The sequence below is a fragment of the Pseudomonas sp. Marseille-Q5117 genome (genome assembly GCF_946901175.1).
Lineage (GTDB): Bacteria > Pseudomonadota > Gammaproteobacteria > Pseudomonadales > Pseudomonadaceae > Aquipseudomonas > Aquipseudomonas iranensis.
In genome coordinates this window covers 63,536-88,093 of record NZ_CAMPPP010000004.1, presented here as the reverse complement: position 1 = coordinate 88,093, position 24,558 = coordinate 63,536, and the positions used below count along the sequence as shown (strand labels likewise).

Annotated in this window: 19 protein-coding genes, 3 tRNA genes and 1 riboswitch; of the genes, 14 read left to right on the top strand and 8 right to left on the bottom strand. The window is 59.3% G+C overall.

Annotated features, from left to right (window positions below; translation table 11 throughout):
• Nucleotides 1–5 precede the first annotated feature (5 nt).
• Complete coding sequence (gene astE / locus OC605_RS08870) at nucleotides 6–1,013, top strand: succinylglutamate desuccinylase (protein WP_262136705.1); 1,008 nt, start codon at nucleotides 6–8, stop codon at nucleotides 1,011–1,013.
• Between the two features lie 156 nt (nucleotides 1,014–1,169).
• Here the strand turns inward: astE and OC605_RS08865 are convergent, their stop codons facing one another.
• The gene (locus tag OC605_RS08865) at nucleotides 1,170–1,679 is read right to left on the bottom strand and encodes a 6,7-dimethyl-8-ribityllumazine synthase (RefSeq protein WP_016773593.1); all 510 of its coding nucleotides are present in this window, start codon (nucleotides 1,677–1,679) and stop codon (nucleotides 1,170–1,172) included.
• Between the two features lie 103 nt (nucleotides 1,680–1,782).
• A riboswitch (FMN riboswitch) is annotated at nucleotides 1,783–1,954 on the bottom strand.
• Between the two features lie 276 nt (nucleotides 1,955–2,230).
• Here OC605_RS08865 and ltaE point away from each other — a divergent pair.
• The 6 genes from ltaE (at nucleotide 2,231) to OC605_RS08835 (ending at nucleotide 8,042) form a co-directional block, all read left to right on the top strand.
• Nucleotides 2,231–3,235 carry a low-specificity L-threonine aldolase gene (gene ltaE / locus OC605_RS08860; RefSeq protein ID WP_206421708.1) on the top strand — a complete coding sequence of 335 codons (1,005 nt, stop codon included), beginning with the start codon at nucleotides 2,231–2,233 and terminating at the stop codon, nucleotides 3,233–3,235.
• A gap of 146 nt (nucleotides 3,236–3,381) precedes the next feature.
• Complete coding sequence (gene alaS, locus OC605_RS08855; protein WP_262136704.1) at nucleotides 3,382–5,997, top strand: alanine--tRNA ligase; 2,616 nt, start codon at nucleotides 3,382–3,384, stop codon at nucleotides 5,995–5,997.
• Between the two features lie 90 nt (nucleotides 5,998–6,087).
• Nucleotides 6,088–7,329 (top strand): aspartate kinase, encoded by a 1,242-nt coding sequence (locus tag OC605_RS08850; RefSeq protein WP_016773595.1) that lies wholly within the window; start codon nucleotides 6,088–6,090, stop codon nucleotides 7,327–7,329.
• Nucleotides 7,330–7,516: 187 nt separating this feature from the next.
• The gene (csrA, locus tag OC605_RS08845) at nucleotides 7,517–7,705 is read left to right on the top strand and encodes a carbon storage regulator CsrA (protein ID WP_002554426.1); all 189 of its coding nucleotides are present in this window, start codon (nucleotides 7,517–7,519) and stop codon (nucleotides 7,703–7,705) included.
• 62 nt (nucleotides 7,706–7,767) lie between these two features.
• Nucleotides 7,768–7,858: transfer RNA gene (locus tag OC605_RS08840), tRNA-Ser, on the top strand.
• A gap of 107 nt (nucleotides 7,859–7,965) precedes the next feature.
• Nucleotides 7,966–8,042, top strand: a tRNA-Arg gene (locus OC605_RS08835).
• 19 nt (nucleotides 8,043–8,061) lie between these two features.
• On the opposite strand, the gene OC605_RS08830 is transcribed toward OC605_RS08835, so the two are convergent.
• Nucleotides 8,062–8,574 (bottom strand): cell envelope protein SmpA, encoded by a 513-nt coding sequence (locus OC605_RS08830; RefSeq protein WP_186567706.1) that lies wholly within the window; start codon nucleotides 8,572–8,574, stop codon nucleotides 8,062–8,064.
• A gap of 321 nt (nucleotides 8,575–8,895) precedes the next feature.
• Here OC605_RS08830 and mgtE point away from each other — a divergent pair, with 321 nt between their 5' ends.
• Nucleotides 8,896–10,338 (top strand): magnesium transporter, encoded by a 1,443-nt coding sequence (mgtE, locus tag OC605_RS08825; protein ID WP_016773597.1) that lies wholly within the window; start codon nucleotides 8,896–8,898, stop codon nucleotides 10,336–10,338.
• A gap of 135 nt (nucleotides 10,339–10,473) precedes the next feature.
• Here the strand turns inward: mgtE and OC605_RS08820 are convergent, their stop codons facing one another.
• The gene (locus tag OC605_RS08820) at nucleotides 10,474–10,800 is read right to left on the bottom strand and encodes an Arc family DNA-binding protein (protein ID WP_003178899.1); all 327 of its coding nucleotides are present in this window, start codon (nucleotides 10,798–10,800) and stop codon (nucleotides 10,474–10,476) included.
• Between the two features lie 388 nt (nucleotides 10,801–11,188).
• Here OC605_RS08820 and phnN point away from each other — a divergent pair, with 388 nt between their 5' ends.
• Complete coding sequence (gene phnN / locus OC605_RS08815) at nucleotides 11,189–11,758, top strand: phosphonate metabolism protein/1,5-bisphosphokinase (PRPP-forming) PhnN (protein ID WP_262136703.1); 570 nt, start codon at nucleotides 11,189–11,191, stop codon at nucleotides 11,756–11,758.
• Here the strand turns inward: phnN and OC605_RS08810 are convergent.
• Nucleotides 11,733–11,912 (bottom strand): PA3371 family protein, encoded by a 180-nt coding sequence (locus tag OC605_RS08810; RefSeq protein ID WP_016773599.1) that lies wholly within the window; start codon nucleotides 11,910–11,912, stop codon nucleotides 11,733–11,735. The genes phnN and OC605_RS08810 overlap by 26 nt on opposite strands.
• 20 nt (nucleotides 11,913–11,932) lie before the next feature.
• Complete coding sequence (locus tag OC605_RS08805; RefSeq protein WP_041479268.1) at nucleotides 11,933–12,166, bottom strand: hypothetical protein; 234 nt, start codon at nucleotides 12,164–12,166, stop codon at nucleotides 11,933–11,935.
• Nucleotides 12,167–12,464: 298 nt separating this feature from the next.
• Here OC605_RS08805 and OC605_RS08800 point away from each other — a divergent pair.
• Nucleotides 12,465–12,541: transfer RNA gene (locus tag OC605_RS08800), tRNA-Arg, on the top strand.
• Nucleotides 12,542–12,615: 74 nt separating this feature from the next.
• Here the strand turns inward: OC605_RS08800 and OC605_RS08795 are convergent.
• Both OC605_RS08795 and OC605_RS08790 read right to left on the bottom strand, forming a co-directional pair.
• Nucleotides 12,616–16,752: a CheR family methyltransferase gene (locus tag OC605_RS08795; RefSeq protein WP_262136702.1), complete on the bottom strand. Its 4,137-nt coding sequence runs from the start codon at nucleotides 16,750–16,752 to the stop codon at nucleotides 12,616–12,618.
• 185 nt (nucleotides 16,753–16,937) lie between these two features.
• Nucleotides 16,938–18,290, bottom strand: coding sequence for a lysozyme inhibitor LprI family protein (locus OC605_RS08790; protein WP_186567708.1), 1,353 nt, complete (start codon nucleotides 18,288–18,290; stop codon nucleotides 16,938–16,940).
• A 217-nt stretch (nucleotides 18,291–18,507) separates the two neighbouring features.
• On the opposite strand from OC605_RS08790, the gene OC605_RS08785 reads away from it, so the two are divergent.
• The 4 genes from OC605_RS08785 (at nucleotide 18,508) to OC605_RS08770 (ending at nucleotide 23,694) form a co-directional block, all read left to right on the top strand.
• Nucleotides 18,508–20,112 (top strand): tetratricopeptide repeat-containing response regulator, encoded by a 1,605-nt coding sequence (locus OC605_RS08785; protein WP_262136701.1) that lies wholly within the window; start codon nucleotides 18,508–18,510, stop codon nucleotides 20,110–20,112.
• The gene (locus OC605_RS08780) at nucleotides 20,109–20,801 is read left to right on the top strand and encodes a sensor histidine kinase (RefSeq protein WP_262136700.1); all 693 of its coding nucleotides are present in this window, start codon (nucleotides 20,109–20,111) and stop codon (nucleotides 20,799–20,801) included. Before OC605_RS08785 ends, OC605_RS08780 begins: the two co-directional genes overlap by 4 nt.
• 199 nt (nucleotides 20,802–21,000) lie before the next feature.
• The gene (locus OC605_RS08775; RefSeq protein WP_262136874.1) at nucleotides 21,001–22,242 is read left to right on the top strand and encodes a glutamine synthetase family protein; all 1,242 of its coding nucleotides are present in this window, start codon (nucleotides 21,001–21,003) and stop codon (nucleotides 22,240–22,242) included.
• 69 nt (nucleotides 22,243–22,311) lie between these two features.
• The gene (locus OC605_RS08770; protein ID WP_262136699.1) at nucleotides 22,312–23,694 is read left to right on the top strand and encodes an MFS transporter; all 1,383 of its coding nucleotides are present in this window, start codon (nucleotides 22,312–22,314) and stop codon (nucleotides 23,692–23,694) included.
• 73 nt (nucleotides 23,695–23,767) lie between these two features.
• On the opposite strand, the gene OC605_RS08765 is transcribed toward OC605_RS08770, so the two are convergent.
• Nucleotides 23,768–24,514: a flagellar brake protein gene (locus OC605_RS08765; protein WP_041479276.1), complete on the bottom strand. Its 747-nt coding sequence runs from the start codon at nucleotides 24,512–24,514 to the stop codon at nucleotides 23,768–23,770.
• Between the last annotated feature and the right edge of the window lie 44 nt (nucleotides 24,515–24,558).

Below are 24,558 nucleotides of genomic sequence, written 5' to 3'. Positions count from 1 at the left end.
GCTCTATGCTCGCCCTCGGCAAACTGCTTGAACTGACCCTCGCCGGCCGCGAACCGGCGGAGAAGACTCAACTGACTGTCGAAGGCGTGCGCATGCGCTGGTTGAGCGAAGGGGCGCTGGAAGTGCGGCCCCCGGAAGCGCGCGACAATGGCCTGGACCTGCTGCTGTCGGCAGGCATCCATGGCAACGAAACGGCACCGATCGAGTTGCTTGATCGGCTGCTGCACGACATCGCACGCGGCGATCTCAAGCCGCGCGCACGCATTCTGTTCCTGTTCGGCAACCCGGAAGCGATTCGCAAGGGCGAGCGTTTCGTCGAGCAGGATGTCAATCGGCTGTTCAACGGCCGCCACGAACAAAGCAGCGGCTCGGAAGCGTTGCGCGCCTGTGAGCTGGAACGGCTGGCGGCGAGTTTCTTCAGCAAGCCCGAGCGCCAGCGTCTGCACTACGACCTGCACACCGCGATTCGTGGGTCGAAGATCGAACAGTTCGCCTTGTACCCGTGGAAGGAAGGGCGCCAGCATTCCCGTCGCGAACTGGCGCGCCTGCGCGCCGCCGGCATGGAAGCAGTGCTGTTGCAGAACAAGCCATCCATCGTCTTCAGTTCGTACACCTACGACAAACTCGACGCCGAGGCTTTCACCCTGGAACTGGGCAAGGCGCGGCCGTTCGGGCAGAACGACGGCGTTAACGTTTCACTGCTGGAAACCCGTCTGAAGCAGATCATCGAAGGCACTGAGCCGGAGACAGAAGAAGAGCTGGACGGTTTGCAGCTGTTCAGCGTGGCGCGGGAAATCATCAAGCACAGCGATGCGTTCCGCCTGAACCTGCCGGCGGACATCGAGAACTTTTCCGAGCTGGAACCGGGTTATGTGCTGGCCGAAGACCTGGCCAATACCCGCTGGGTGATCGAAGAGCAGGGCGCGCGGATCATTTTCCCCAACCCCAAGGTCAAGAACGGCCTGCGCGCTGGCATCCTCATCGTCCCGAGCACCGACGAAAACCTCGCCTGACGTGCCGGTTAACGCAAACAACTGTGGGAGCGAGCCTGCTCGCGAATGCTGACTGTCTGCCAACATCTATGGAGGCTGACACAGCGCCTTCGCGAGCAGGCTCGCTCCCACAGTTGAATCCGGGTGGGGCTTGAGTCCCCACCCGGCCTGGTGCAGTCAGACCGCTACAGCGCGCGGCTCGGTTCGACGCAACGCGCGAATCTTCTGCAACGTATCGGCGCAAGTCCGCGCTGCTTCCTGACCCTTGTGCACAAAGTGCTCGAAGAAGAACTTCTGATGCTCTTCGCCCGAATGGAAGTGGTGCGGGGTCAGCGACACCGAGAACACCGGCACTTCGGTTTCCAACTGCACCTGCATCAGGCCGCTGACCACCGATTGCGCAACGAACTCGTGGCGATAAATGCCGCCGTCCACCACCAGGGCGGCGGCGACGATGCCGGCGTAACGGCCGGACTTGGCCAGCAGCTTGGCGTGCAGCGGCATTTCAAAGGCGCCGCCGACTTCGAAGAAATCGATGTCCGATTCCTGATAACCCTGCACCAGCATTTCAGCGACGAAGCCTTTGCGGCTCTGGTCGACGATTTCCTTGTGCCAGCAGGCCTGGATGAACGCGACGCGCTCGCCCTGTGGGTGTTTGCTTTTGCTGTCGATTGCGGTGGGTTGCATGTTCTGACTCCTGTTTGTGTGAAAAACAGGGCGTTATGAATCGAAAGGGATGCAAGGGTGCGAACGCAGGCACGGATGCACGCGGACGGCCCTTTGGCGTCGATCCCGTTCTCTCTTCATCCGGACTATGACCGTCGGCCCCGGGATCACACCGGGTCTGCTGACCTTGCCGACGCACCCGACTCAAGTCGTGTGCAACGCCAAGCGCTCGCGGGCTATGCGCATTGCGCGCAATTACCGCCGGTGGGGAATTGCACCCCGCCCTGAGAACGTTTGTGCCGCCCATAGGCGGGCGGCGGCAAGTTTGTAACACATATTTCCCGGCCATGCACATGACACTGTGGGAGCGAGCCTGCTCGCGAAAGCGGCTTCACATTCAACGCATATGCTGACTGTTACTGCGCTTTCGCGAGCAGGCTCGCTCCCACATGGATTGTGCTTTTTCCTGAGGGCGGTGATTTTTCCTCGGTCGAGGGTTGATTAATCTGCGCGATGACCGCAGTAATTCCACTTCACAAGGGGATTTCCCCATCTGACCAGAGGCCAGGTTCATGAGCGTTATCGATCTTCGCAGCGACACCGTCACCCAACCGACTCCCGCCATGCTCGATGCGATGACCGCAGCCGATACCGGCGACGACGTGTATGGCGAAGATCCGACGGTCAATCACCTCGAGGCCGAGCTGGCCAAACGCCTGGGCTTTGCTGCTGCGCTGTTCGTGCCGACCGGGACCATGAGCAACCTGCTCGGCCTGATGGCGCATTGCGAACGGGGCGACGAGTACATCGTCGGTCAGCAGGCGCACACCTATAAGTACGAAGGTGGCGGGGCGGCGGTGCTCGGTTCGATTCAGCCGCAGCCGCTGGAAGTGCAGGCCGACGGTTCACTGGATCTGGATCAGGTTGCGGCCGCGATCAAACCGGACGATTTCCATTTCGCCCGCACGCGTTTGCTGGCGCTGGAAAACACCATGCAGGGCAAAGTGCTGCCGCTGGAATATCTGGCGCGCGCGCGACGCTTTACGCAGGAGCATGGCCTGCAATTGCACCTGGACGGCGCGCGGTTGTACAACGCGGCGGTCAAGCTCGGCGTCGATGCCCGGGAGATCACCCAGCATTTCGATTCGGTGTCGGTGTGCCTGTCCAAAGGCCTCGGCGCGCCGGTCGGCTCGGTGCTGTGCGGGTCCGAGCAACTGATCGGCAAGGCGCGGCGTTTGCGCAAAATGGTCGGTGGCGGCATGCGTCAGGCCGGGTTGCTCGCGGCGGCTGGCTTGTACGCGCTGGATCATCACGTCGAACGGCTGGCGGATGACCATGCCAACGCGCAGTTGCTCGCCGAGGGGCTGCGTGAGGCCGGTTTCGTCGTCGAACCCGTGCAAACCAACATGGTTTATGTGCAGATGGGTGACAAGGCCGCAGCACTCAAGGACTTTGCCGGCGAACGCGGGATCAGGCTCAGCGCCGCTGCGCGCTTGCGCATGGTCACGCACATGGACGTCAGCCGCGCGCAAATCGAACAAGTGATCGCGACATTCGTCGAGTTTTCACGCAAGTGACTGCGTCAGCCGTCCAATTGACCGTTTCTATCGTATAAACACGCTGTACCCCGCGCGCAGGGCCGATATAATGCGGCCCTTTGCCGTCGCTTCGTCTCACGACGTTTCGAACAGGCCTTTGGCCGCAGCCTCCGTGGAAGAACCTAATGAAAAGCGCAGAAATCCGTGAAGCCTTCCTTCGCTTCTTCGAAGAGCAAGGCCACACCCGTGTAGCCTCCAGCTCTTTGATTCCGGGCAACGACCCAACCCTGCTGTTCACCAACGCGGGGATGAACCAGTTCAAGGACTGCTTCCTGGGCCAGGAAAAACGTGCGTACACCCGTGCCACCAGCAGCCAGAAATGCGTGCGCGCCGGCGGCAAGAACAGTGACCTGGAAAACGTCGGTTATACCGCGCGTCACCACACGTTCTTCGAAATGCTCGGTAACTTCAGCTTCGGCGACTACTTCAAGCACGACGCGATCACCTTCGCCTGGACCTTCCTCACTGGCGTGCTCAAGCTGCCGAAGGAAAAGCTCTGGGTCACCGTCTACGCCACCGACGACGAAGCGTATGACATCTGGACACAGAAAATCGGTGTGCCAGCCGAGCGCATGATCCGCATCGGCGACAACAAGGGCGCGCCGTACGCTTCCGACAACTTCTGGACCATGGGTGATACCGGCCCGTGCGGCCCGTGCACCGAGATTTTCTACGACCACGGCGAGCACATCTGGGGCGGCCCGCCGGGCTCGCCGGAAGAAGATGGCGACCGCTACATCGAAATCTGGAACAACGTGTTCATGCAGTTCAACCGCACCGCCGATGGCGTGTTGCATCCGTTGCCAGCGCCGTCGGTGGACACCGGCATGGGCCTGGAGCGGATCAGTGCGGTGATGCAGCACGTCAACTCCAACTACGACATCGACCTGTTCAAGAACCTGCTCAAGGCTTCGGCTGAAGCGATCGGCTGCGAAAACGGCGATCAGTCGTCGCTCAAAGTCGTCTCCGACCACATCCGTTCCTGCGGTTTCCTGATCGCCGACGGCGTGCTGCCTTCCAACGAAGGTCGCGGTTACGTGCTGCGCCGGATCATCCGTCGCGCCTGCCGTCACGGCAACAAGCTCGGCGCCACCGGCAGCTTCTTCTACAAGATCGTCGCGGCGCTGGTTGCCGAGATGGGCGAAGCCTTCCCGGAACTGAAGAAGCAGCAAAGCAATATCGAGCGCGTGCTCAAGGCTGAAGAAGAGCAGTTCTCCAAGACCCTGGAGCACGGCCTGAAAATCCTCGAGCAGGATCTGGCCGAGCTCAAAGGCACCGTGGTGCCAGGCGACGTGGTGTTCAAACTCTACGACACCTACGGTTTCCCGATGGACCTGACCGCCGACATCGCCCGCGAGCGCGGCCTGACCGTCGACGAAGCCGGTTTCGAACGTGAGATGGAAGCGCAGCGTGTTCGCGCGCGTTCGGCCAGCTCGTTCGGTCTGGACTACAACACTCTGGTCAAGGTCGACGTGGCCACCGAGTTCACCGGTTACGCCGCCACCAGCGGCTCGGCGAAAATCGTTGCCATCTATAAGGATGGTCAGTCGGTCGACGTGCTGAGCGAAGGTCAGGAAGGCGTGATCGTGCTCAACCAGACGCCGTTCTACGCCGAGTCCGGTGGCCAGATCGGCGACTGCGGTTTCATTCAGGCCGGCAGCAGCCGCTTCGACGTGCGCGACACCACCAAGACCGGCGGCGCATTCCTGCACCACGGTGTGCTGGCCTCGGGCAGCCTGACCATTGGCGCACCGGTGGAAACCCACGTCGACGCCGAAGTGCGTCACGCCACCGCGCTGAACCACTCGGCTACGCACTTGCTGCACGCCGCGCTGCGTCAGGTGCTCGGTGAGCATGTGCAGCAGAAAGGTTCGTTGGTCGACAGTCAGCGCCTGCGTTTCGACTTCAGCCACTTCGAAGCGATCAAGCCAGAACAGATCAAGCAGCTGGAAGACATCGTCAACGCCGAGATTCGCAAGAACTCCGCCGTTGAAACCGAAGAAACCGACATCGAAACCGCGAAGAACAAAGGCGCCATGGCGCTGTTCGGCGAGAAGTACGGCGACAGCGTGCGCGTGCTGAGCATGGGCGACTTCTCGGTTGAACTGTGCGGCGGTATCCACGCCAACCGTACCGGCGACATCGGCCTGCTGAAAATCATCAGCGAAGGCGGTGTGGCATCGGGCGTGCGTCGTATCGAGGCAGTCACCGGTGCTGCGGCGCTGGCTTACTTGAACGCGGCGGAAGAACAACTCAAGGAAGCGGCCAGCCTGGTCAAGGGCAGCCGCGACAACCTGATCGACAAGCTCTCGGCGGTACTGGAGCGCAACCGTCTGCTGGAGAAACAACTCGAGCAGTTGCAGGCCAAGGCAGCCAGCGCTGCGGGCGACGATCTGTCGGCCTCGGCGGGGGACGTCAAGGGTGTGAAGGTTTTGGCCGCCCGTCTGGACGGTCAGGATGGCAAGGCGCTGCTGGCGCTGGTCGATCAGCTGAAAAACAAACTCGGCCGCGCAGTGATCCTGCTCGGCGGTGTCCATGAGGAAAAGGTCGTACTGGTTGCAGGCGTAACCAAGGACCTGACTGGCCAACTCAAAGCCGGTGATTTGATGAAACAGGCTGCTGCGGCAGTGGGCGGGAAGGGCGGTGGTCGTCCGGATATGGCGCAGGGCGGCGGTGTCGATGCCGCTGCGCTGGATGGCGCGCTGGCGCTGACCGTTCCATTCGTCGAGCAGGCTTTATAAGACGGCTCGCCAGGCCCGCAGTCTAGTGGCGGGTCTGGCGACTGTTCGAAAGATTATTGGGCGCCCTTCATGGGCAGAGGCGGCTTTGAAATGGCTTTGATCGTACAGAAATTTGGAGGCACCTCGGTCGGCACTGTCGAGAGAATCGAGCAGGTCGCCGACAAGGTTAAGAAATTCCGCGATGCCGGCGATGACCTGGTGGTTGTGCTGTCTGCAATGAGCGGCGAAACCAACCGTCTGATCGATCTGGCCAAGCAAATCAGTGGCGAGGCGCAACCGGTTCCGCGCGAACTGGACGTGATCGTGTCCACCGGTGAGCAGGTGACGATTGCCCTGTTGGCCATGGCGCTGATCAAGCGCGGTGTGCCGGCGGTGTCGTACACCGGTAATCAGGTACGGATCCTGACTGACAGTGCGCACAATAAAGCGCGTATCTTGCAGATTGATGACCAGAAGATTCGCGGTGATCTGAAGGCTGGTCGCGTGGTGGTTGTCGCCGGTTTCCAGGGCGTCGATGAGCACGGCAACATCACCACCCTCGGTCGCGGCGGTTCCGATACCACCGGCGTGGCACTGGCGGCGGCCTTGAAGGCGGATGAATGCCAGATCTACACCGACGTCGACGGTGTCTACACCACCGACCCGCGTGTGGTGCCGGTCGCTCAGCGTCTGGACAAGATCACCTTCGAAGAGATGCTGGAAATGGCCAGCCTCGGTTCCAAGGTGTTGCAGATCCGTGCGGTGGAATTCGCCGGCAAGTACAACGTTCCGCTGCGCGTACTGCACAGCTTCAAGGAGGGTCCGGGCACCCTCATTACTATTGATGAAGAGGAAACCATGGAACAGCCGATCATTTCCGGCATCGCTTTCAACCGCGATGAAGCCAAGCTGACCATCCGTGGCGTGCCAGACACCCCGGGCGTGGCGTTCAAGATTCTCGGCCCGATCAGTGCCGCGAACATCGAAGTCGACATGATCGTGCAGAACGTCGCGCACGATAACACCACCGACTTCACCTTCACCGTGCACCGCAACGACTACCAGGCCGCACAGACCGTGCTGGAAAACACCGCTCGCGAGATCGGTGCCCGTGAAGTCGTCGGCGACACCAAAATTGCCAAGGTCTCGATCGTCGGCGTCGGCATGCGTTCCCACGCAGGCGTGGCCAGCCGCATGTTCGAATCCCTGGCGAAAGAAAGCATCAACATCCAGATGATCTCGACTTCGGAAATCAAGGTGTCCGTAGTGATCGAAGAGAAGTACCTGGAACTGGCCGTGCGCGCGCTGCACACGGCTTTCGAACTGGATGCTCCGGCCCGTCAGGGCGAGTAATCCGCTTCTGTGAAGGGCGCGGTCTGACCGCGCCCTTTATTTTTGAATGGCGCGAGCCCCGGAACTGTTCTTTTGCTCGCGCTGGTCAATACTCAGGCATGTAGGGCTACGATCGCTGCGGTTGTAGGTCGGGTGCCTTTTTTTTGCAGACTGTTGTCCCTGAAATGAATGGCGTAAGGAGAAAGGTATGCTGATTCTGACTCGTCGGTGCGCGGAAAGCCTGATTATCGGTGACGGCGAAATCACCGTGACCGTGCTCGGCGTCAAAGGAAACCAGGTGCGTATCGGCGTCAACGCTCCGAAAGAGGTTGCGGTGCACCGTGAGGAAATTTACCTGCGTATAAAGAAAGAGAAGGACGAAGAACCAAGCCATTAATTTTTATCGATTTTTATGTTTGCAAACGGGGAAGAAGCTGGTTAATATACGCCCCGTGTTGCGGAGAGCTGGCCGAGTGGCCGAAGGCGCTCCCCTGCTAAGGGAGTACACCTCAAAAGGGTGTCGGGGGTTCGAATCCCCCGTTCTCCGCCATTATTTGCTTAGTACGTCGTAATCTGGCTTCTTCTGTAAGTTGTTGAAATTACTAGAAAAAGTGTTTGACATAGAGATTAGACGGCCTATAATGCGCGGCAACAAATGCACTCGTAGCTCAGCTGGATAGAGTACTCGGCTACGAACCGAGCGGTCACAGGTTCGAATCCTGTCGAGTGCACCATATACCAAGAAGCCCGCGTTTAACGCGGGCTTTTTGCTGTCCGGGATTTGGCTTTTCCCTTCACGCAGCCTCGTTCATCAAAATCAATTTGAGCACTGCGGCCTCGCTTGAGGTCGTAACGATAGCTCGTTGTCGATGTGCGCGTGTTGATCTTGTCGGGCTTGCCCAGTGCGCTTTCGACGTCCCGCTGGCTCATGCCGGCAATCACTCGCCGATTGATGATCGCTTCGCGCCGCTGCCTGTTATCGATCAGGTTTCCACATTTGTGTTCGGTGCCGCCGACGATGCCCGGTTCGCGCCCGCTGTCTTTCATGCCGGAAACAGCTTCGTGATTGAACTCCGGCATGATTGCGACCCAGCCAGGTGAGTAGGGATGAACCTCCTGAATTGAGAGCTGCTCCCCGGTTGCGCAGCTCATCGACGTGAATGTGACGCTGCCGTCACCGGCCTGGCAACGATGAAGTGTGGTGGCGTTGGCAGGCGTGAAGTGGAGCAGGGCGGTCAGTAGATATAGCGCGGGTTTTGCCGGCATTCGATGTCCTCCATGACGATCTAAGCTCAAGGGTAGTCGCTGCTTTTTGCATTGCCGGTGTGTTTTCTTTTCAAGATGAGTCGTCGCATTTGCACGGGTCAGGCAGGTGCTCAGGTTTGTTTCGCAAGCGCTTGTTTCAGCCGTGATTTTTTCAACGTTTTAAACCGTCAGGCGTGTATCATTGCGCCCGTCAGCCCCGCCGGGGCTTATGGAAAACCTCCATGGACTTACCCAGTAGTTGTTCAGTAAACCGTTTCACCAATCATGAATTGACTGATTGATCCTTCCGGCGTGCCCCGCTGCTGGGAGTGGAGTTCGCCTATGTCCGAAATCGAAGTAAAGAAAACACAGGAAAGCCTGCAGGACCGCCTGGCTCAGGTCGTCGAGTTGCTGCAGCGCCAACGTGTCGTTGAAGACCTGACTCATCGCCAGGAAGGTCCGCACCACGACCGCGTGGAAAACCTGGTTCACCGGCAAAACCTCGTCGAGCTGCAACGCAAGCTCGATGATCTGCACTCCGCCGACGTCGCCTACATTCTCGAAGCCTTGCCGCTGGACGATCGTCTGACGCTCTGGCAACTGGTCAAGGCCGATCGCGACGGCGACATTCTTCTTGAAGTATCCGATTCCGTCCGTGAGACGCTGATCGCCGACATGGACGATCACGAGCTCCTGGCTGCGGCCAAGGACATGGACGCCGACGAACTCGCTGACCTGGCCTCCGAGCTGCCGCGCGACGTTGTCCATGAGCTGATGGAAAGTCTGGATAACCAGCAGCGCGAACGCGTGCGCTCGGCCCTCTCCTATGACGAGGATCAGGTCGGAGCGCTGATGGACTTCGAGATGGTGACGATCCGTGAGGACGTCAGCCTTGAAGTGGTTCTGCGTTACCTGCGTCGCCTCAAAGAGCTTCCCGGTCACACCGACAAACTGTTCGTGGTCGATTACGACGGCGTGCTCAAGGGCGTGCTGCCGATCAAGCGCCTGCTGGTCAACGATCCGGAGAAGCAGGTGGCCGAAGTGATGGCCAGCGATCCGGTGAGTTTCCACCCGGACGAAGATGCCTACGACGCCGCTCAGGCATTCGAGCGTTACGACTTGATCTCGGCGCCGGTGGTCGACAAGAACGGCAAACTGATCGGCCGTCTGACCATCGACGAAATGGTCGACCTGATCCGTGAGGAAAGCGAAAGCGAAGTCCTCAACATGGCCGGTCTGCGCGAAGAGGAAGATATCTTCGCCTCGGTGTGGAAGTCCCTGCGTAACCGTTGGGCGTGGCTGGCGGTGAACCTGATCACTGCGTTCGTGGCATCGCGGGTTATCGGTCTGTTTGAGGGCTCCATCGAGAAATTGGTAGCACTGGCGGCGCTGATGCCGATCGTGGCGGGTATCGGTGGCAACTCCGGTAACCAGACCATCACCATGATCGTGCGCGCCATGGCGCTGGATCAGGTCAGCACCGGCAACACCTCGCGCTTGATGCGCAAAGAACTGGCGGTCGGTTTGATCAACGGTCTGGTCTGGGGCGGGGTGATCGGTGTGGTCGCGTACATGCTCTACGGCAGTTGGTCACTCGGCGTGGTAATGACGGCGGCGATGACGCTCAATCTGTTGCTGGCGGCGTTGATGGGCGTGTTGATCCCGATGACGCTGGCGAAAATGGGTCGCGATCCGGCGATGGGCGCCAGCGTCATGATCACGGCAATGACCGACAGCGGTGGCTTCTTTATCTTCCTCGGGTTGGCGACAATCTTCCTGCTCTGATCTTGTGCAATGAAAAGCCCGTCAAATCGACGGGCTTTTTTGTGCCTGCCACACTCAATTGCCAAGCGGCCATCTGTCATATTTCGGGCAAAAAAAAGCCAGCAATCATGCTGGCTTCAATATGTTCGGTATAACTCAGGACGCGTCTGCGGCCATTTCTGCGTCGTGTGCGATCAGCGACACCAGGGCGTTCTGCTGACGGTGCGACAGCTGACGGAAGCGTTGCAACAGCTCGCGCTCGTGCAGCGACAGCTCCGGGCTGTCCAGGCGCATGCTCAGCTCTTCGCCCAGTGCGCCTTCCTGAATAAGACTCTGCTCAAGGCGCGCAATGATCTCGGAGTTCATGCTGCGATGATGATTGCGAGCCACCTCGGCAATGCGTTCACGCATTCCGTCTGGCAGACGTACGACAAACTTGTCAGCCGTACGGCTGGAATAAATTGCCTGTTTCAATGGGCGCATATATTTAACCGGTTAGTTCAGGGGAGCGGTTCTCGGGATTGGCCGCAGGATGTGTGGTAGGACAAGCATCCGGACCAATTGGTTCAACCTGAATTGTTAAGAGGCCGGCATCATGCCTCAAAATTGCCAGATCATTGGCGTCAATTCTGTGACAAATATTGAGCCGGGTAAAGGCGTAATGCCAGCACCAGTTGTCAGAAATGCGGACTGGTTGGAAAACTTTCCATCCTTCCGTATCGCTGCCCGCTTTCGAATGCATATCCGTTGATGCCCGAAGACTTCGGAACGTGCATGCTATGCGGCTCGCTATTCTTGATCCCTATGTGTACAGGATAGTGGCAATTTGCCGATTTACTAGAGGCAGGACCCGTCGGAGGGCGTTTTCGGGATGGATGGCAAGCTTTTTTACCTGATGGGGCCGTCCGGTTCGGGCAAGGACAGCCTGATTGATGCATCACGTGGGCCACTGCGGGCGTTGAACTGTGAAGTAATGCGCCGGGTGATTACCCGCTCGGCGGAGTCCGTCGGCGAAGATGCAATTGGCGTGACGCCTGAAGAGTTCGAGCGGCGACAGCACGCCGGCGCTTTTTCCTTGGCCTGGCAAGCCAACGGCCTCTCCTACGGCATTCCAAGGGAAATGGATGAATGGTTGCAAGCGGGCCGGCACGTACTGGTTAACGGGTCAAGAGCGAACCTGCGTCAAGCAATGGAGAGGTATCCAACCCTGGTGCCGATTCTGCTGACAGTCAACGATGATGTCCTGCGCAAGCGCTTGCTCAGCCGAGGCCGGGAAACCTCTGGGCAGATCGATGCGAGGCTGGCTCGCAACGCACTGTTCAAAGACCGAAGATCCAGCGACAGCCCCGTTCATCAGATCGACAATTCTGCTGATCTTGCTGCAGCTGTCTCTGCATTACTCGAGGTGATCCGGCTCAACGCAGAACCGGATCGAACTTGATCTTGCGCCCTGCAATCAGCGCCAGCACGAACAGCACCGCAAACACGCCACAGCCAACCAGAGGCAAGGTGACTTCCGTCTCCTCGAACAGCGCCAGGTGGGTAACGCCACTCAGTAAAGCGAGGATCAGAAATCCTGTCGCCGATTTGGACATGTTGTACTCCTGAAGATATTTCAAAAAACCAGACGTTCGGTGATTGGCGCCGAGGCTTGCTCAGGCTCGCTGACCATTTGTGTAGAAGCGTCGCTGCGTTCACTCAACACTGCCCACTGCGGCGCTTTCTGCACTTGCAGGTAATGCGGCATGCGCTGCGCCACTGGCTGCTCAACGTCAGCCTTGGGAAAAAAATGCGATCCGAGCAAGAAAGCCAATGCCGCTGCGTTTGCAAGCAAGAGGGTGCTGTTCATGGCACGACGCTCCAAATTGTTCTTTTTGATAGAACAGGCATAGCAGCCGCCGTGCCAACAGTGTAACGGCTGATAAGTCCTTTAAAAACAAGGGTTTGGTATGTTTTTTCCGGCGACGCTGATTGCAATCTGCAATGACCGCATTTCCGCGTAGTGCAATTTGCCCGGTAAAAGTTCCCGCAATCTTCCAGGGCGTTTGCCTACACTTAAAAAGCCCTACGGACGACATGACAAAACAGGGGCCGGCCGTTAACATGCACGCCGTCTGTCGCGCCGCATACAGCCCGCGTCAATCAGTGTCTCAGTAGCTCAATTGGATAGAGCATCCCCCTCCTAAGGGGAAGGTTGCAGGTTCGAACCCCGCCTGGGACACCACCTCTTCAAAAACGAAAAGCCCCGCCTCACTTGATTGTGTGGCGGGGCTTTTTGCGTTGGAGCGCTGGCGAGCTCTACAGCAACTCCGAGCGGCGCAACGCCTCGATGGTTTCAATCAGGTCGTCGTACGCCACCGGTTTGCCCAGATGCTGATCGAATCCGGCTTCACGGGACTTCTGCATGTCGCTCTGAGTGCCATAACCGGTGAGGGCGATCGCCGGTACGTTTTTCACCAGTGGCAGCTTGCGCAGGGCAGCCATCAGTTCATAGCCGGTCATGACCGGCATGCCGAGGTCTGAGATGATCAGATCGAAGCGCGTGCTCTCAGCGGCTTTCAGCGCTGCCACCGGATGATCGAAGGCCGTTACGTCGGCGTCTTCCATCTCCAGCAGCAGCTTCAAGGTCTCCAGCACTTCCGGCGAGTCGTCGACCAGCAGAATGCTCAAGCCATCGAGCTTGCCGGAAACCGGTTCAACCTCGGCTGTTGCAGCGGTTTCTTCGACATCAGTCGACAGCGGCAGGCGAACGGTAAAGGTACAACCGGCGCCCAGCCCCGGCGAAGCAACCTTCACCGTGCCGTGCTGGGCTTCGGTCAGTTGCCGCACCAGTGACAGGCCGATGCCCAAGCCTTCACGTTGATGGTTGGTGTGCTGTTTTTCTGCCTGGCCGAACAGATCGAAGACGTGTTCGAGGTTTTCCGCAGCGATGCCGACGCCGTTATCCTTGACGTCCAGTTGCGCCATTTTCCCGCTCTTGCTGGCGATCAACTCAATGCGCCCGCTCGGTGGGGTGAACTTCAGCGCATTGTTGACCAGATTCCAGATGATCTGCTCGACCCGTGTCGGGTCGGCATGAATGATCAACGGTGCTTCAGGCAATTGCAGGTCGATGCGCGTGGCGTGCTGCTCATTGAGCACTACCGTGTGTATGTCACGCAGAACCGCGCTCAGATCGACACGCGCCAATTGCAGTTTGAGCTTGCCGGTGCGCACCCGTGCTACATCAAGCAGGTCGTCGATGATCCGCGCCTGACTGTTCACCGCATCGCAAATGGTATTGACCGCTTTGGTCGCCGGTCCGGCGGTGCGGATCATTGGCAAACGGCGCAACAGTTCGGCGTTGAGCTGGATCAGGTTGAGCGGGTGCTTGAGTTCGTGGGACATGACCGCGAAGAACTCATCACGCAGGGACACCGTATTGCGCGTCTGCGCCAGTTCCTTGCTCTGTTCATCCTGCTGGCGCTTGTGCCCGGTCAGGTCGCGGGCGATTTTCACATAGCCTTGCAAGCGATCGCCGCTGAGCAGGGTGACCTCGCCGCTGCAGAAGAAACGGCTGCCATCCTTGCGCACATGCCAACGCTCATCCTCCGAGCGGCCGTGCTGGCGGGCGGTGGACAATTCGCTTTCAGCCATGCCGGCAGCACGGTCTTCGGCTGTGAAGATGAAATCGTAGTACTGACCTTCGGCCTCGTTTTTGCTGTGGCCAAAGATCAGTTCAGCGCCTTTGTTCCAACTGGTGATCGCACCCATTTCATCGAGGATGATAATCGCGTAATCACGCGTACTCTCAGCGACCAGACGCATGCGTTCTTCGCCCAGGCGCAGCTCTTCCTCGGCTTCGCGGCGTTTGCTGATGTCGATGAAGGTCAACACGGTGCCGTCGATGTGGTCTTCGCTGGAGCGATAAGGCAGCAAGCGGGCGATGTACCAGCGGTTATCGGTACTGTTGACCTCGCGTTCGATCATGTTCAGCGATTCGAACACTTGCGCCGCGTCCTCGGTCATCGCCGGGTAATTCAGGCGATGAGTGATATCCAGCAGTGAACGGCCGGTGTCTACCGGCAGCATGCTGAAGATGTCGGTGGCGCGCGGCGTGAACCATTTGATGCGCATGCTGCGATCGACAAACACCGTAGCGATGTCGGTAGAAGCGATCAGATTAGTCAGATAATCGTTGATCTTGTCGGTTTCTTCGACTTTGGTCTTCAGCTCGTAGTTGACCGTCAACAGCTCTTCATTGATTGACTGCAACTCTTCCTTGCTGGTCTCGAGCTCTTCTGTGGCCGAGCGCAGTTCTTCGTTGATCGCCTGCATCTCCTCGTTGGAAGCCTTGAGCTCTTCGCTGGAGATTTCCGACTGTTCGATGGTGTCCTGCAAATGCAATTTGGTGCGTTGCAGCTCACGTTCGAGGTTGGAGAGCACTTGGCTTTCAGTCTGCAGCACGGTGGTCAGCGCATGCTCGTGCGCGTCGATCTCCGTTTCATCGAAGGTCACCAGCACGCACTCGCTGTCGAAGTCGTCGTCCTTGTACGGCTGCGCAATCAGCGTGATGCGGTATTGGCGCTCCTCGCGCTTGAGCAGCACTTCACGCGAGCGCACGGTGAGGTTGCTTTGCTGCACCTGGAACAGCGTCGTGCGGATTTCCAGGCGCAACTCCGGCAGGATCAGCGTCAGCAAGTTGCGTGACAGCTCGCCGCCGACATGCCGCAGGAAGCGCCCGGCGGCTTCGCTCATGTGAAGGATATCGGCATTGGTGTCGACGATAATGCTCGGCGGGGCGAAGCGTTCTATGGCGCGGCGGTGGATATCGGCAAACGACAGCTTGACGGGCTCTATGGCTTTCGATGGCGGTCGGGAAACGCTGGTGCGCATGTAACCGCCACGCGGCATGGTCGGAGTGCGGCGGCTGTTCGCGGTACCGGTCTTGGCGCGGAAGATGCGGTTGCGCTTGTCCACGGGCGCGAACAGTTCGTGGCAGGCATCGGCGCTTTCCGAAGTGCCGAGAAACAGGAAACCACCCGGTCGCAGGGCGAAGTGGAACATCTGCAGGATTTCCCGCTGCACCTCGCGATCCAGGTAAATCAGCAGATTGCGGCAAACGATCAGGTCGATCTGCGAGAACGGCGGATCGGACAACAGGCTGTGCTTGGCAAACAGCACTTTCTCGCGGATTTCCTTGCGAATCCGGTAATGCTCATTGTCCTTGACGAAATAATGCCGCAGGCGTGTTGGCGGTACGTCGGTGACGATGGCTTGCGGATAGGTGCCGGCGCGGCCGGTGGTGATCGCGCGTTCGTCGATATCGGTGGCGAACACTTGCAGGTTGGCCTTGCTGCTTTGTACCTGCATCTGATCATCGAGCAGGATCGCCAGGCTGTAGGCTTCTTCGCCGGTCGAGCAGCCGGCAGACCAGACGCGCAGCTCTTCTTTTTCCGACGAGTCGGCAACCGATTGCACCAGTTGCGGCAGCACATCGCGCTCAAGGGCTTCGAAGGCTTCGCGGTCACGGAAGAAATTGGTCACGCCGATCAGCATGTCGCCGAGCAAGGCCTTGGCTTCTTCCGGGGTATTTTGCAGGTAGTTGTAGTAAGCGCTGAGGTCAGACTGGCTGGTGACCTGCATGCGCCGCTCGATGCGGCGCAGCACGGTGGCGCGCTTGTAGTGTTTGAAATCGTGACCGGTGCTGCTGCGCAGGTACAACAGGATTTCATGCAGGCGTTGTTCGGCGATCGACGCTTCGTGTTCGTTTGCAGGCTTCAAGGCTTTCAAGTCGGGATCATTGGCGCTGGGTAATTTGATGTTCTGAGAGTTGCGCCACAGCTCCATCAGTTTCTGCGGCATCTCGACCACTGGCAGCACCAGATCGACCATGCGCGTCTCGATGGCGGCGCGCGGCATGCCGTCGAACTCGGCGTCTTCCGGCACTTGTACCAGCGTCACGCCACCCTGTTCCTTGATTCGCGACAAGCCCACCGCACCATCGGAACCGGTGCCTGAAAGCACCAGGCAAAAAGCCCGCTCGCGATGCACATCGGCCAGATCGCGGAAGAACAGGTCGATGGCCGTGTGGCGCACCTGCGGCGAACCGGCCGTGCTGACCCGCAGATAACCGTCGTTCATCGACAGCGAATGCGTTGGCGAGATCACGTACACACAGTTCTTTTCGATCGGCACCGGCTGCGTCACTTGCAGCACCGGCATGCGCGTCGATTCCTGAATGATCTGGTCGGCGATGCTCTGGTGATCGGGCGAGAGGTGCAGAATGATCACGAACGCCATGCCGCTGTCCTTCGGCATATGCTCGAAAAACAGCTTGATCGCTTGCAGGCCGCCCGCCGAGGCGCCGATGCCCACCACCGGGAAATTCAGGTGGCTGGGGGTCACATCCTTGCGCTCGGGCGCAGAGGGCGAGGCAGGGGTTTTCGAGGTCATCATTTCGGCCTTTTTTTGTGGCGGTACAAGCGTATCGCGGACGTCCGGGGGCGCAGGTAATTGAGCAGAATAAACCTCATTTGCGGATCTGCCTTCATTTTTGCAAGACAAACGCCTTGTCTGAGCTTGTGACATTCCTGAAGCGGCGAGCGTGCCGATTATTTTGCCGGTGTGATGATCGGTGGTCAGTCGTCGTTGATTTCGACTTTGCCAAGGCTTCCGCTGACCTCGGTTACATGCCGACGGCCGAAGACTTCGTAGGTAGTCCCGCTGGCCTCTACGCCCGGCTTGCGCACGGCCAGTTGGGCGAATAACCCAGTCTTTTCGCTGTAACTGCCGAACCAGTCAATCAGCGCCCCGATGTAGCATTCGCCGCCGATCATTACCGGCAAATCGGTGATCTTTTCGATGGTGTAGTGCCCTGGACCGTAGCTGTAGTAATCGTCTTCGCCGGCGCCCGTCGGAGGAATGGGGCAAAGGGGCGCGTCAGGGTTTGAGCCCGATGCGACTTTCATTGCCTGAGTGATGGCGTGGTCGAGTGCCGCGCGCAAATCCGCTTCGAGCTCATAGGTGCTGGTGTCGTCTTCTTTATGTTGCGTAGTTGGCACTTGCAGCGAGTAAGCGTAACGCACAGACACCGTCGGTACCTGACGGTTGATCTTCAGCGGATTGAGCAGGTACAGATTATCGACGCCATAGGCGCCGTTTCGGTAAGCGGCGTAAATTCTGTGGTGAAGCCTGATCCAGCTGATTGCCTGATTGGCGCCACGGTCGTTGGTGTAGAACAGCGAACTTTCCGGCTCGACCGATCTTTTGACAAACCGCTCGCCCGTTCGGCGCCAGGTTTCCACGTAGGTGAACAAGCCGGTGCCGCCTGCGTATGTGTCGACGATAAGGTCGCGCTGGCCATCATTGTCCAGATCCAGCAGTGCGTACGACGTCCGTCCGGTCTCGGCGGCGCCTCCGATGCTTGAGCCTTTCAATGCTTGCCACTCATCCTCGCTCACGCCTTTGGGACGGGACTTGGGGAAGTTGGTTTGCTCGCCGTAACTGTCGACTGGATCGCCCGCGAACGATGTCTGCGAAGACTCGAAAGTCCGTGCGGCCAAGGCGCGCTCCAGCGCAAATTCCGGGTGGTTTTTGCTCTCGGCACGAATGCTTTCCTGCAGATCGTTCATCGCCTGAAGATCCACGGCGTCCGGCTGCCACATTGCCGCTTGCGTCCACTGTGCCTGTAATGCCTGCAGGCGCTGGCGGTAGCTGCCATCCAGGCAAGCGACATCGTCTGCGCAGGCGTTGCGGGTTTTTAGCCAGGCGCGCTGGGTGCGCTTGAGCTCAGGTTGCGTCGCTGTGGCAGTTGTCATCAGTTGGCGATACAGCGTGCCCATCTGCGCGTCGAGCTCATAAAGCGGTTTATTCGCGCAAATCGTGTTTTCCACGTCGTTCGCCGCTTTGGTGCAGTCCATTGCCGCCGCACTCATTGGCTGGATAAACAGCAGCAAAAAGGCCGACAGGATGTAGCGTCCCTTGATGTACACGATTCAGTCCCTATGAAAATCCTTGAGCAGGCGCGCAGAGTAATACTCCAGGCAACATTCTTGAAGCGCCACCCTCAGGCCCGGGCATTTTTGGCCGATAACCCGAACGGTGAGTTCAGACTCCAGCGAAATCGCTTGATGGCGCATGGCCTCCAGCTATCATCTGCGCGCCTGAAATCGCCTCGGTTCGTTTTCTTCAATTGCCTGGAAATCTTCGATGTCGTCGTATCACCAAAAAAGCTTTCTGATCGTCGATGATTTTTCCGATTTCCGCAGTTCCGTGCGTTCGATGTTGCGTGAGCTCGGCGTCAAGGATGTCGATACTGCCGACACTGGCGAGCAGGCGCTGAAGATGTGCTCGCAGAAGTCCTACGATTTCATTCTTCAGGACTTCCACCTCGGCGACGGCAAGAAGAACGGCCAGCAGGTGCTCGAAGACCTGATGTCGGAAAAGCTCATCAGCCACGAAGCCGTTTTCGTCATGGTCACCGCCGAGACCAGTCAGGCGATGGTGCTCAGTGCGCTGGAGCATGAGCCGGATGCCTACCTGACCAAGCCGTTCAACCGTTCCGGACTGGCCCAGCGCCTTGAGCGTCTGGAGCAACGCAAGACCTTGCTCAAACCGATTCTGCAGGCCCTCGATCGCGGTAAGCCGGTCGAGGTGCTCAACGCCTGTATTGCGTTGTGCAAACAGGACATCCGCTATTCGCCGCTGTGCCTGCGCTACCGCGCCGACGCCCTGCGCGACATGAATCAGAACGAAGCGCTGGAGCGACTCTACGACGGCATCATTGCCGACCGTCCGTTGCCGTGGGCCTTCGCTGGATTGGGCAAGTTGCTGTTCAAACGCGGGCAGGTGTCGCAGGCCAAGGAAGTCTATGAAAAAGCCTTGAAAGTCTTCCCGATGATGCCGGCGCTGTATGACGGCATGGCCGATGTGCTGGTGGCCGAAGGCGACAGCAAAGGCGCGCAGGGAGTGCTGGAAGAAGCGATTCGCCTGTCGCCGCTGGCAGTGCGTCGTCAGGCCTTGCTCGGCAAACTGGCGATGGCCAACGAAGATTTCGAAACCGCCTCGCGTGCTTACCGTCAGGCCGTGGCGCAGGGCGCGCAGTCGCGTTTCAAGGACCCGGAAAGCAATCTCGGCCTGGCGCACGCGCTGATCAGCAAGGGCAGCGATCGCGGCCTCGACACGCGCACGCGGCTGGAGATCAACACTACGCTCAGTGCCGTGGCCAAGGAGAACCCGAGCGATCCCGGCCTGCAAATCCGTGCGCGGCTGATGAAAGCCACCAGCCTGTTGCTCAACGACGCCGAAACCGCCGACAAGCTCACCGAACAAGCACTGATGCGCCTTGATGGCATGGAGCAATTCATGAGCCCCGAGGCGGCATTGCTGGTGGCCAAGCAGTTGCAAATGCTCGGTCAGGCCGAGGCGGGCACTTCGATGCTCAAGAGCTGCGCGGAGATCTACGGTGATGATCCGGCGGTGATGAAAGACATCGCCAAGCTCACCGACGATCCGACCATTCTCAGCTCGAGTAACGCTGCAGCCGATCTCAACCGCCAGGGCGTGCGTGTGTACAAGACCGGCAATCTGGTCGAGGCCCGCGAGGTGTTCCGCAAGGCGCTCAAGCTGCAACCGAAAAACATCAGTATTGCGCTGAACCTGGCCCAGTCGCTGTTGCATGGCACCGACACCAGTGTGCCGTCGGCGGAGCTGGAAGAATGTCGGGCCTGCCTGAAACTGGTGGGCCTGATGCCCGACACCGACGCGCGGTTTGCGCGTTATCAGAAGCTGAAAAGCAAGGCGTTTGGCGAATGAACCCAATTGATCCGGCGCTGGATTTTTCCACGGTGATTGCCTCCACCGTCCACGACATGAAGAACTCCCTGGCCATGCTGATGCAGGCGCACAGCCAATGGCTGGCGCGTTTGCCGAAAGAGTTGCGCGAAGGCTCGGAGCAGGGCGTGATCGACTTCGAGTTCGCCCACCTCAATGGCATGCTGGTGCAGTTGCTCGGGCTGTACAAACTCGGCGTCAATCAGTTGCCGCTGCAGCCGGCGTATCACGAACTCGACGATTTCATCGAGGCGCAACTGGCCGCGCATCAGGAAGTGTTCGCCAGTCGCGGCATCATCGCCACTTATGAGGTCGATCCGTTGAGCCCGCTGGGTTTCTTCGATCGTGAGCTGATCGCTTCGGTGCTCGGCAACTGCATCAACAATGCGATCCGTTACGCCCGCGAGTCGCTGCTGATCACCGTCAGCGACGAAGCCGGGCAACTGGTGCTGAGCATCAATGACGATGGCGACGGCTATCCGGCGCAGATGCTCGAGCGTCAGGCCGATTATGTCCAGGGCATCAATCACAGCAGCGGCAGCACCGGGCTGGGACTGTATTTCGCCAATCGCATCGCCGCGCTGCACCAGCGCAACGGCGTGGAAGGGCGCACCGAAATCAGCAACGGCGGGCCGCTGGGTGGTGGGGTGTTCAGCCTCTATCTGCCATGACAGGCTTTTTGTTTGACGCTGCTTGATATTCCGAACAGCCGCAGCCTATTTTGTCCGGGTCGCCGTTCGCGGCTCGCACAACAACAAGGATTGCGTCATGACAACCGATGGCCAGGGTTCACTCGCGCAGCGATTGACCGGCATTGATGAGATTGAATGTGTCACCCCGGATCTGAACGGTGTGCCACGGGGCAAGGTGATGACCGCCGAGGGTTTTCTCGAAGGGCGGCGTTTGCAGTTGGCGCGGGGTGTGCTGCTGCAATGCATCATGGGCGGCTATCCGCCGGCGCGGTTCTACGGCAGCGATGACGGCGATCTGGCGCTGGTTGCCGATCCTGCGCAGATTCACCGTTTGCCCTGGAGCGACGAGCCGCGCGCCATGGCGATTTGCGACGCTGACGAACTGAGCGGGGAGAGCTCCAGTCTCTCGACCCGGGGCCAGCTCAAAGCGGTCATCGCCCGTTACGCCGCGCACGGTCTGGCGCCGGTGGTGGCGACCGAACTGGAATTTTTTGTCTTCGCACCCAATACCGATCCGACTCAGCCGTCCCGCCCGCCGGTCGGCCTCGACGGCCGTCGCGAGGACGGCCAGTCGGCCTTCAGCGTCAGTTCCAACAACGGTCTGCGGCCGTTCTTCAGCGAAGTGTATAAATGCATGGCCGCCCTCGGCCTGCCGCGCGACACCTTCATGCATGAGATGGGCGTCAGCCAGTTCGAGATCAATCTGCTGCACGGCGATCCGCTGCTGCTGGCCGATCAGACGTTCTTGTTCAAGCACCTGCTCAAGGAGGTCGCGCTCAAGCATGGCCTGAGCGTGGTGTGCATGGCCAAACCGCTGGCGCACACACCGGGCAGTTCGATGCATATTCACCAGAGCATCGTTGAAATCGGCAGCGGCAAGAATGTCTTTACCGACTCGAACGGCGAGCCGACGGCGATGTTCCGCCACTTCATCGGCGGGCAACAGGCAGGCCTCGCCGATTTCACCGCACTGTTTGCGCCCAACGTGAATTCCTATCAGCGCCTGTGTCATCCGTACGCGTCGCCGAACAATGCCTGCTGGTCCCATGACAATCGCGCCGCCGGCTTGCGTATTCCCGCCAGCTCGCCGGTCGCACGTCGGGTCGAAAACCGTTTGCCGGGCGCCGACGCCAACCCTTATCTGGCGATCGCCGCCAGTCTGGCTGCGGGTTTGCACGGCATCGAACAGGAACTGGAGCCGAGCGCGGCAATCCAGGGTGAGTTCGCCGTGCCGGATAATCTGGCCTTGCCGTGTACCTTGCACGCCGCGCTGGAGCGTCTGAAACGTAGCCAGTTGGCGAGGGAACTGTTCGGGTCGGAGTTCATCGAAGGCTACATCGCTTCGAAGACCATGGAGTTGACCAGTTTCTTTGATGAAATCACTCCCTGGGAGCGCCGTGTGCTGGCCGCCCAGGCCTGACGTATCGCTGCTGCCGGGCAGTCGTTCTGACTGCCCGGTATTTACTGCAAGGAGCCGCTCGGAACGCCGATGCGCCAAATCTGGAAATCCTTTCGAGCACTGTATTTCGCCTCGCTGATGATGTTGATCGGCTCAGGTCTTCTCTCTACTTATCTGGCTTTGCGTCTGGCCGCCGACAATGTCGATGGTTTGTGGGTCGGTGCGCTGATGGCGGCCAACTATTTCGGTCTGGTGCTGGGCGGCAAGATCGGCCATCGCCTGATTGCCCGGGTCGGGCATATCCGTGCCTACTCGGCGTGTGCCGGGATCGTCGGCGCGGCGGTGCTCGGCCATGGGCTGGTGGACTGGCTGCCGGCGTGGCTGGTGCTGCGGACGATCGTCGGTCTGGGCATGATGTGCCAGTACATGGTCATCGAGAGCTGGCTCAACGAGCAGGCCGAGGCTAAGCAGCGCGGCCTGGTGTTCAGCGGTTACATGATCGCGTCGTATCTGGGCCTGGTGCTCGGCCAACTGATTCTGGTCATGCACCCCGGCCTGGGGCTGGAACTGCTGATGCTGGTGGCGCTGTGCTTTGCCCTGTGTCTGGTGCCGGTGACGCTGACCCGACGGATTCACCCGGCGCCATTGCATCCGGCGCCGATGGAACCGCGCTTCTTCATCAAACGCGTGCCGCAGTCGTTGAGCACGGTGCTTGGCGCCGGTCTGATCATCGGTTCGTTTTATGGTCTGGCGCCGCTGTATGCCTCGCAGCAGGGGTTGTCGACCGAGCAGGTCGGTCTGTTCATGGGTAGCTGCATTTTTGCCGGCTTGCTGGTGCAGTGGCCGTTGGGCTGGTTGTCCGACCGTTATGACCGCGCATTGCTGATTCGCTGCTTTGCCGGGTTTCTGGCGGTGGCGGCGTTGCCGTTGGCGATCATGCCGCAGGTGCCGCTGGAGGTGTTGTTCGTCGTTGGTTTCTTCTGTTCGCTGGTGCAGTTCTGCCTTTATCCGCTGGCGGTGGCGTTTTCCAACGACCACGTCGAAGGCGATCGCCGCGTGTCGCTGACCGCCATGCTGCTGGTGACTTACGGCGTCGGCGCGAGCATTGGGCCGCTGCTCGCGGGCGTGCTGATGAAGTTTCTCGGCAGTCAGAGCCTGTATGCGTTCTTCAGTTTCTTTGCGTTGGTGCTGGTCTGGCGGATTCGTCCGAAAGCTGTCACCAACCTGCACCAGGTCGACGACGCACCGCTGCATCACGTGGCAATGCCGGACAGCATGTCGAGCTCGCCGCTGGTGGCGGCGCTTGACCCGCGTGTCGATGAGCAGGTGGTGCAGGAGCAGATGGTCCAAGACCCGGCGCCGGTCACTCCTGAGCCTGAGCCCGAAGCGCAGCCGGAAGCAGTCGTTGAAACTGAACTGGGCAGCGGCAATGACGACAAGCCTGCGCCGGATATCAGCGGTGGCAGGCCCTGAACCGAAGGTAAACATCGGCGCATAAAAAAGGGCAGTCCTGTGCGGGGCTGCCCTTTTTTTTGATCGCTGCGACTCAGAGATCGTCTTTGTCGAAACGCCGTGCTTCACGCTGCAACTGATAAACAAAACGCTCGACGTTGCGCGCAGCCTGGCCACTGATGTTGTGGAAACGCAGACCGGCGAAGGTGATGTTGAGTTTTTCTTCGAAATGCAGATAGCGCAGTTCGACCGATGTTGGCTGGTTGCCGAACAGCGGCGGGGCGATCAGGCGATCGTAGACCTGGCCCAGTTGCAGGCGATCAGTGATGTCGCCTTCGAAGCGGAATTTGCAGCCAGTGGCGGAGATGTCCAGCAGCTTGCCGTGCAGAGGAACCTTGAGCTTTTCGCCGCCCAGTTCAACGCTGACCAGGTCGGTAAGTTTCAACGCAGCGCGGAAGGCGTTACGGCGCTGGTGATAGACCACTTCGCTCGGCAGGTCGCCGGTGTAGAAACGGTCGCCGTCGGATTCTTCGATGTTCAGTGTGCCGTTGCATTCCCAGGCGATGCGTACGCCGTCATGGAAGCCTTCGACCTTGAACGGCTCGCCAGCCTGGAGGAAGCGCTCTCCATCGCGCGGGATCATTTCGTCCAGCGCAATCGTTGCGGTTTCGCGGTCGACCTTGATCAGGTAACTCTGAAAACGCTGGCTGCGTTCATGGAAGGTAATGATCAGCGGATCGTGGCTGTCTTGCAGCTGGCGCAGGTTGCTGGAGATTTCCAGTGGCGTGGTGAGCACCTTCGGAGGCTGCGGAGCATCATCCGCGCTTAGGGTGTTGGACACGGTTCTTTAATCTCCAGACAAAATAAGACTACGACTGGCCAGTA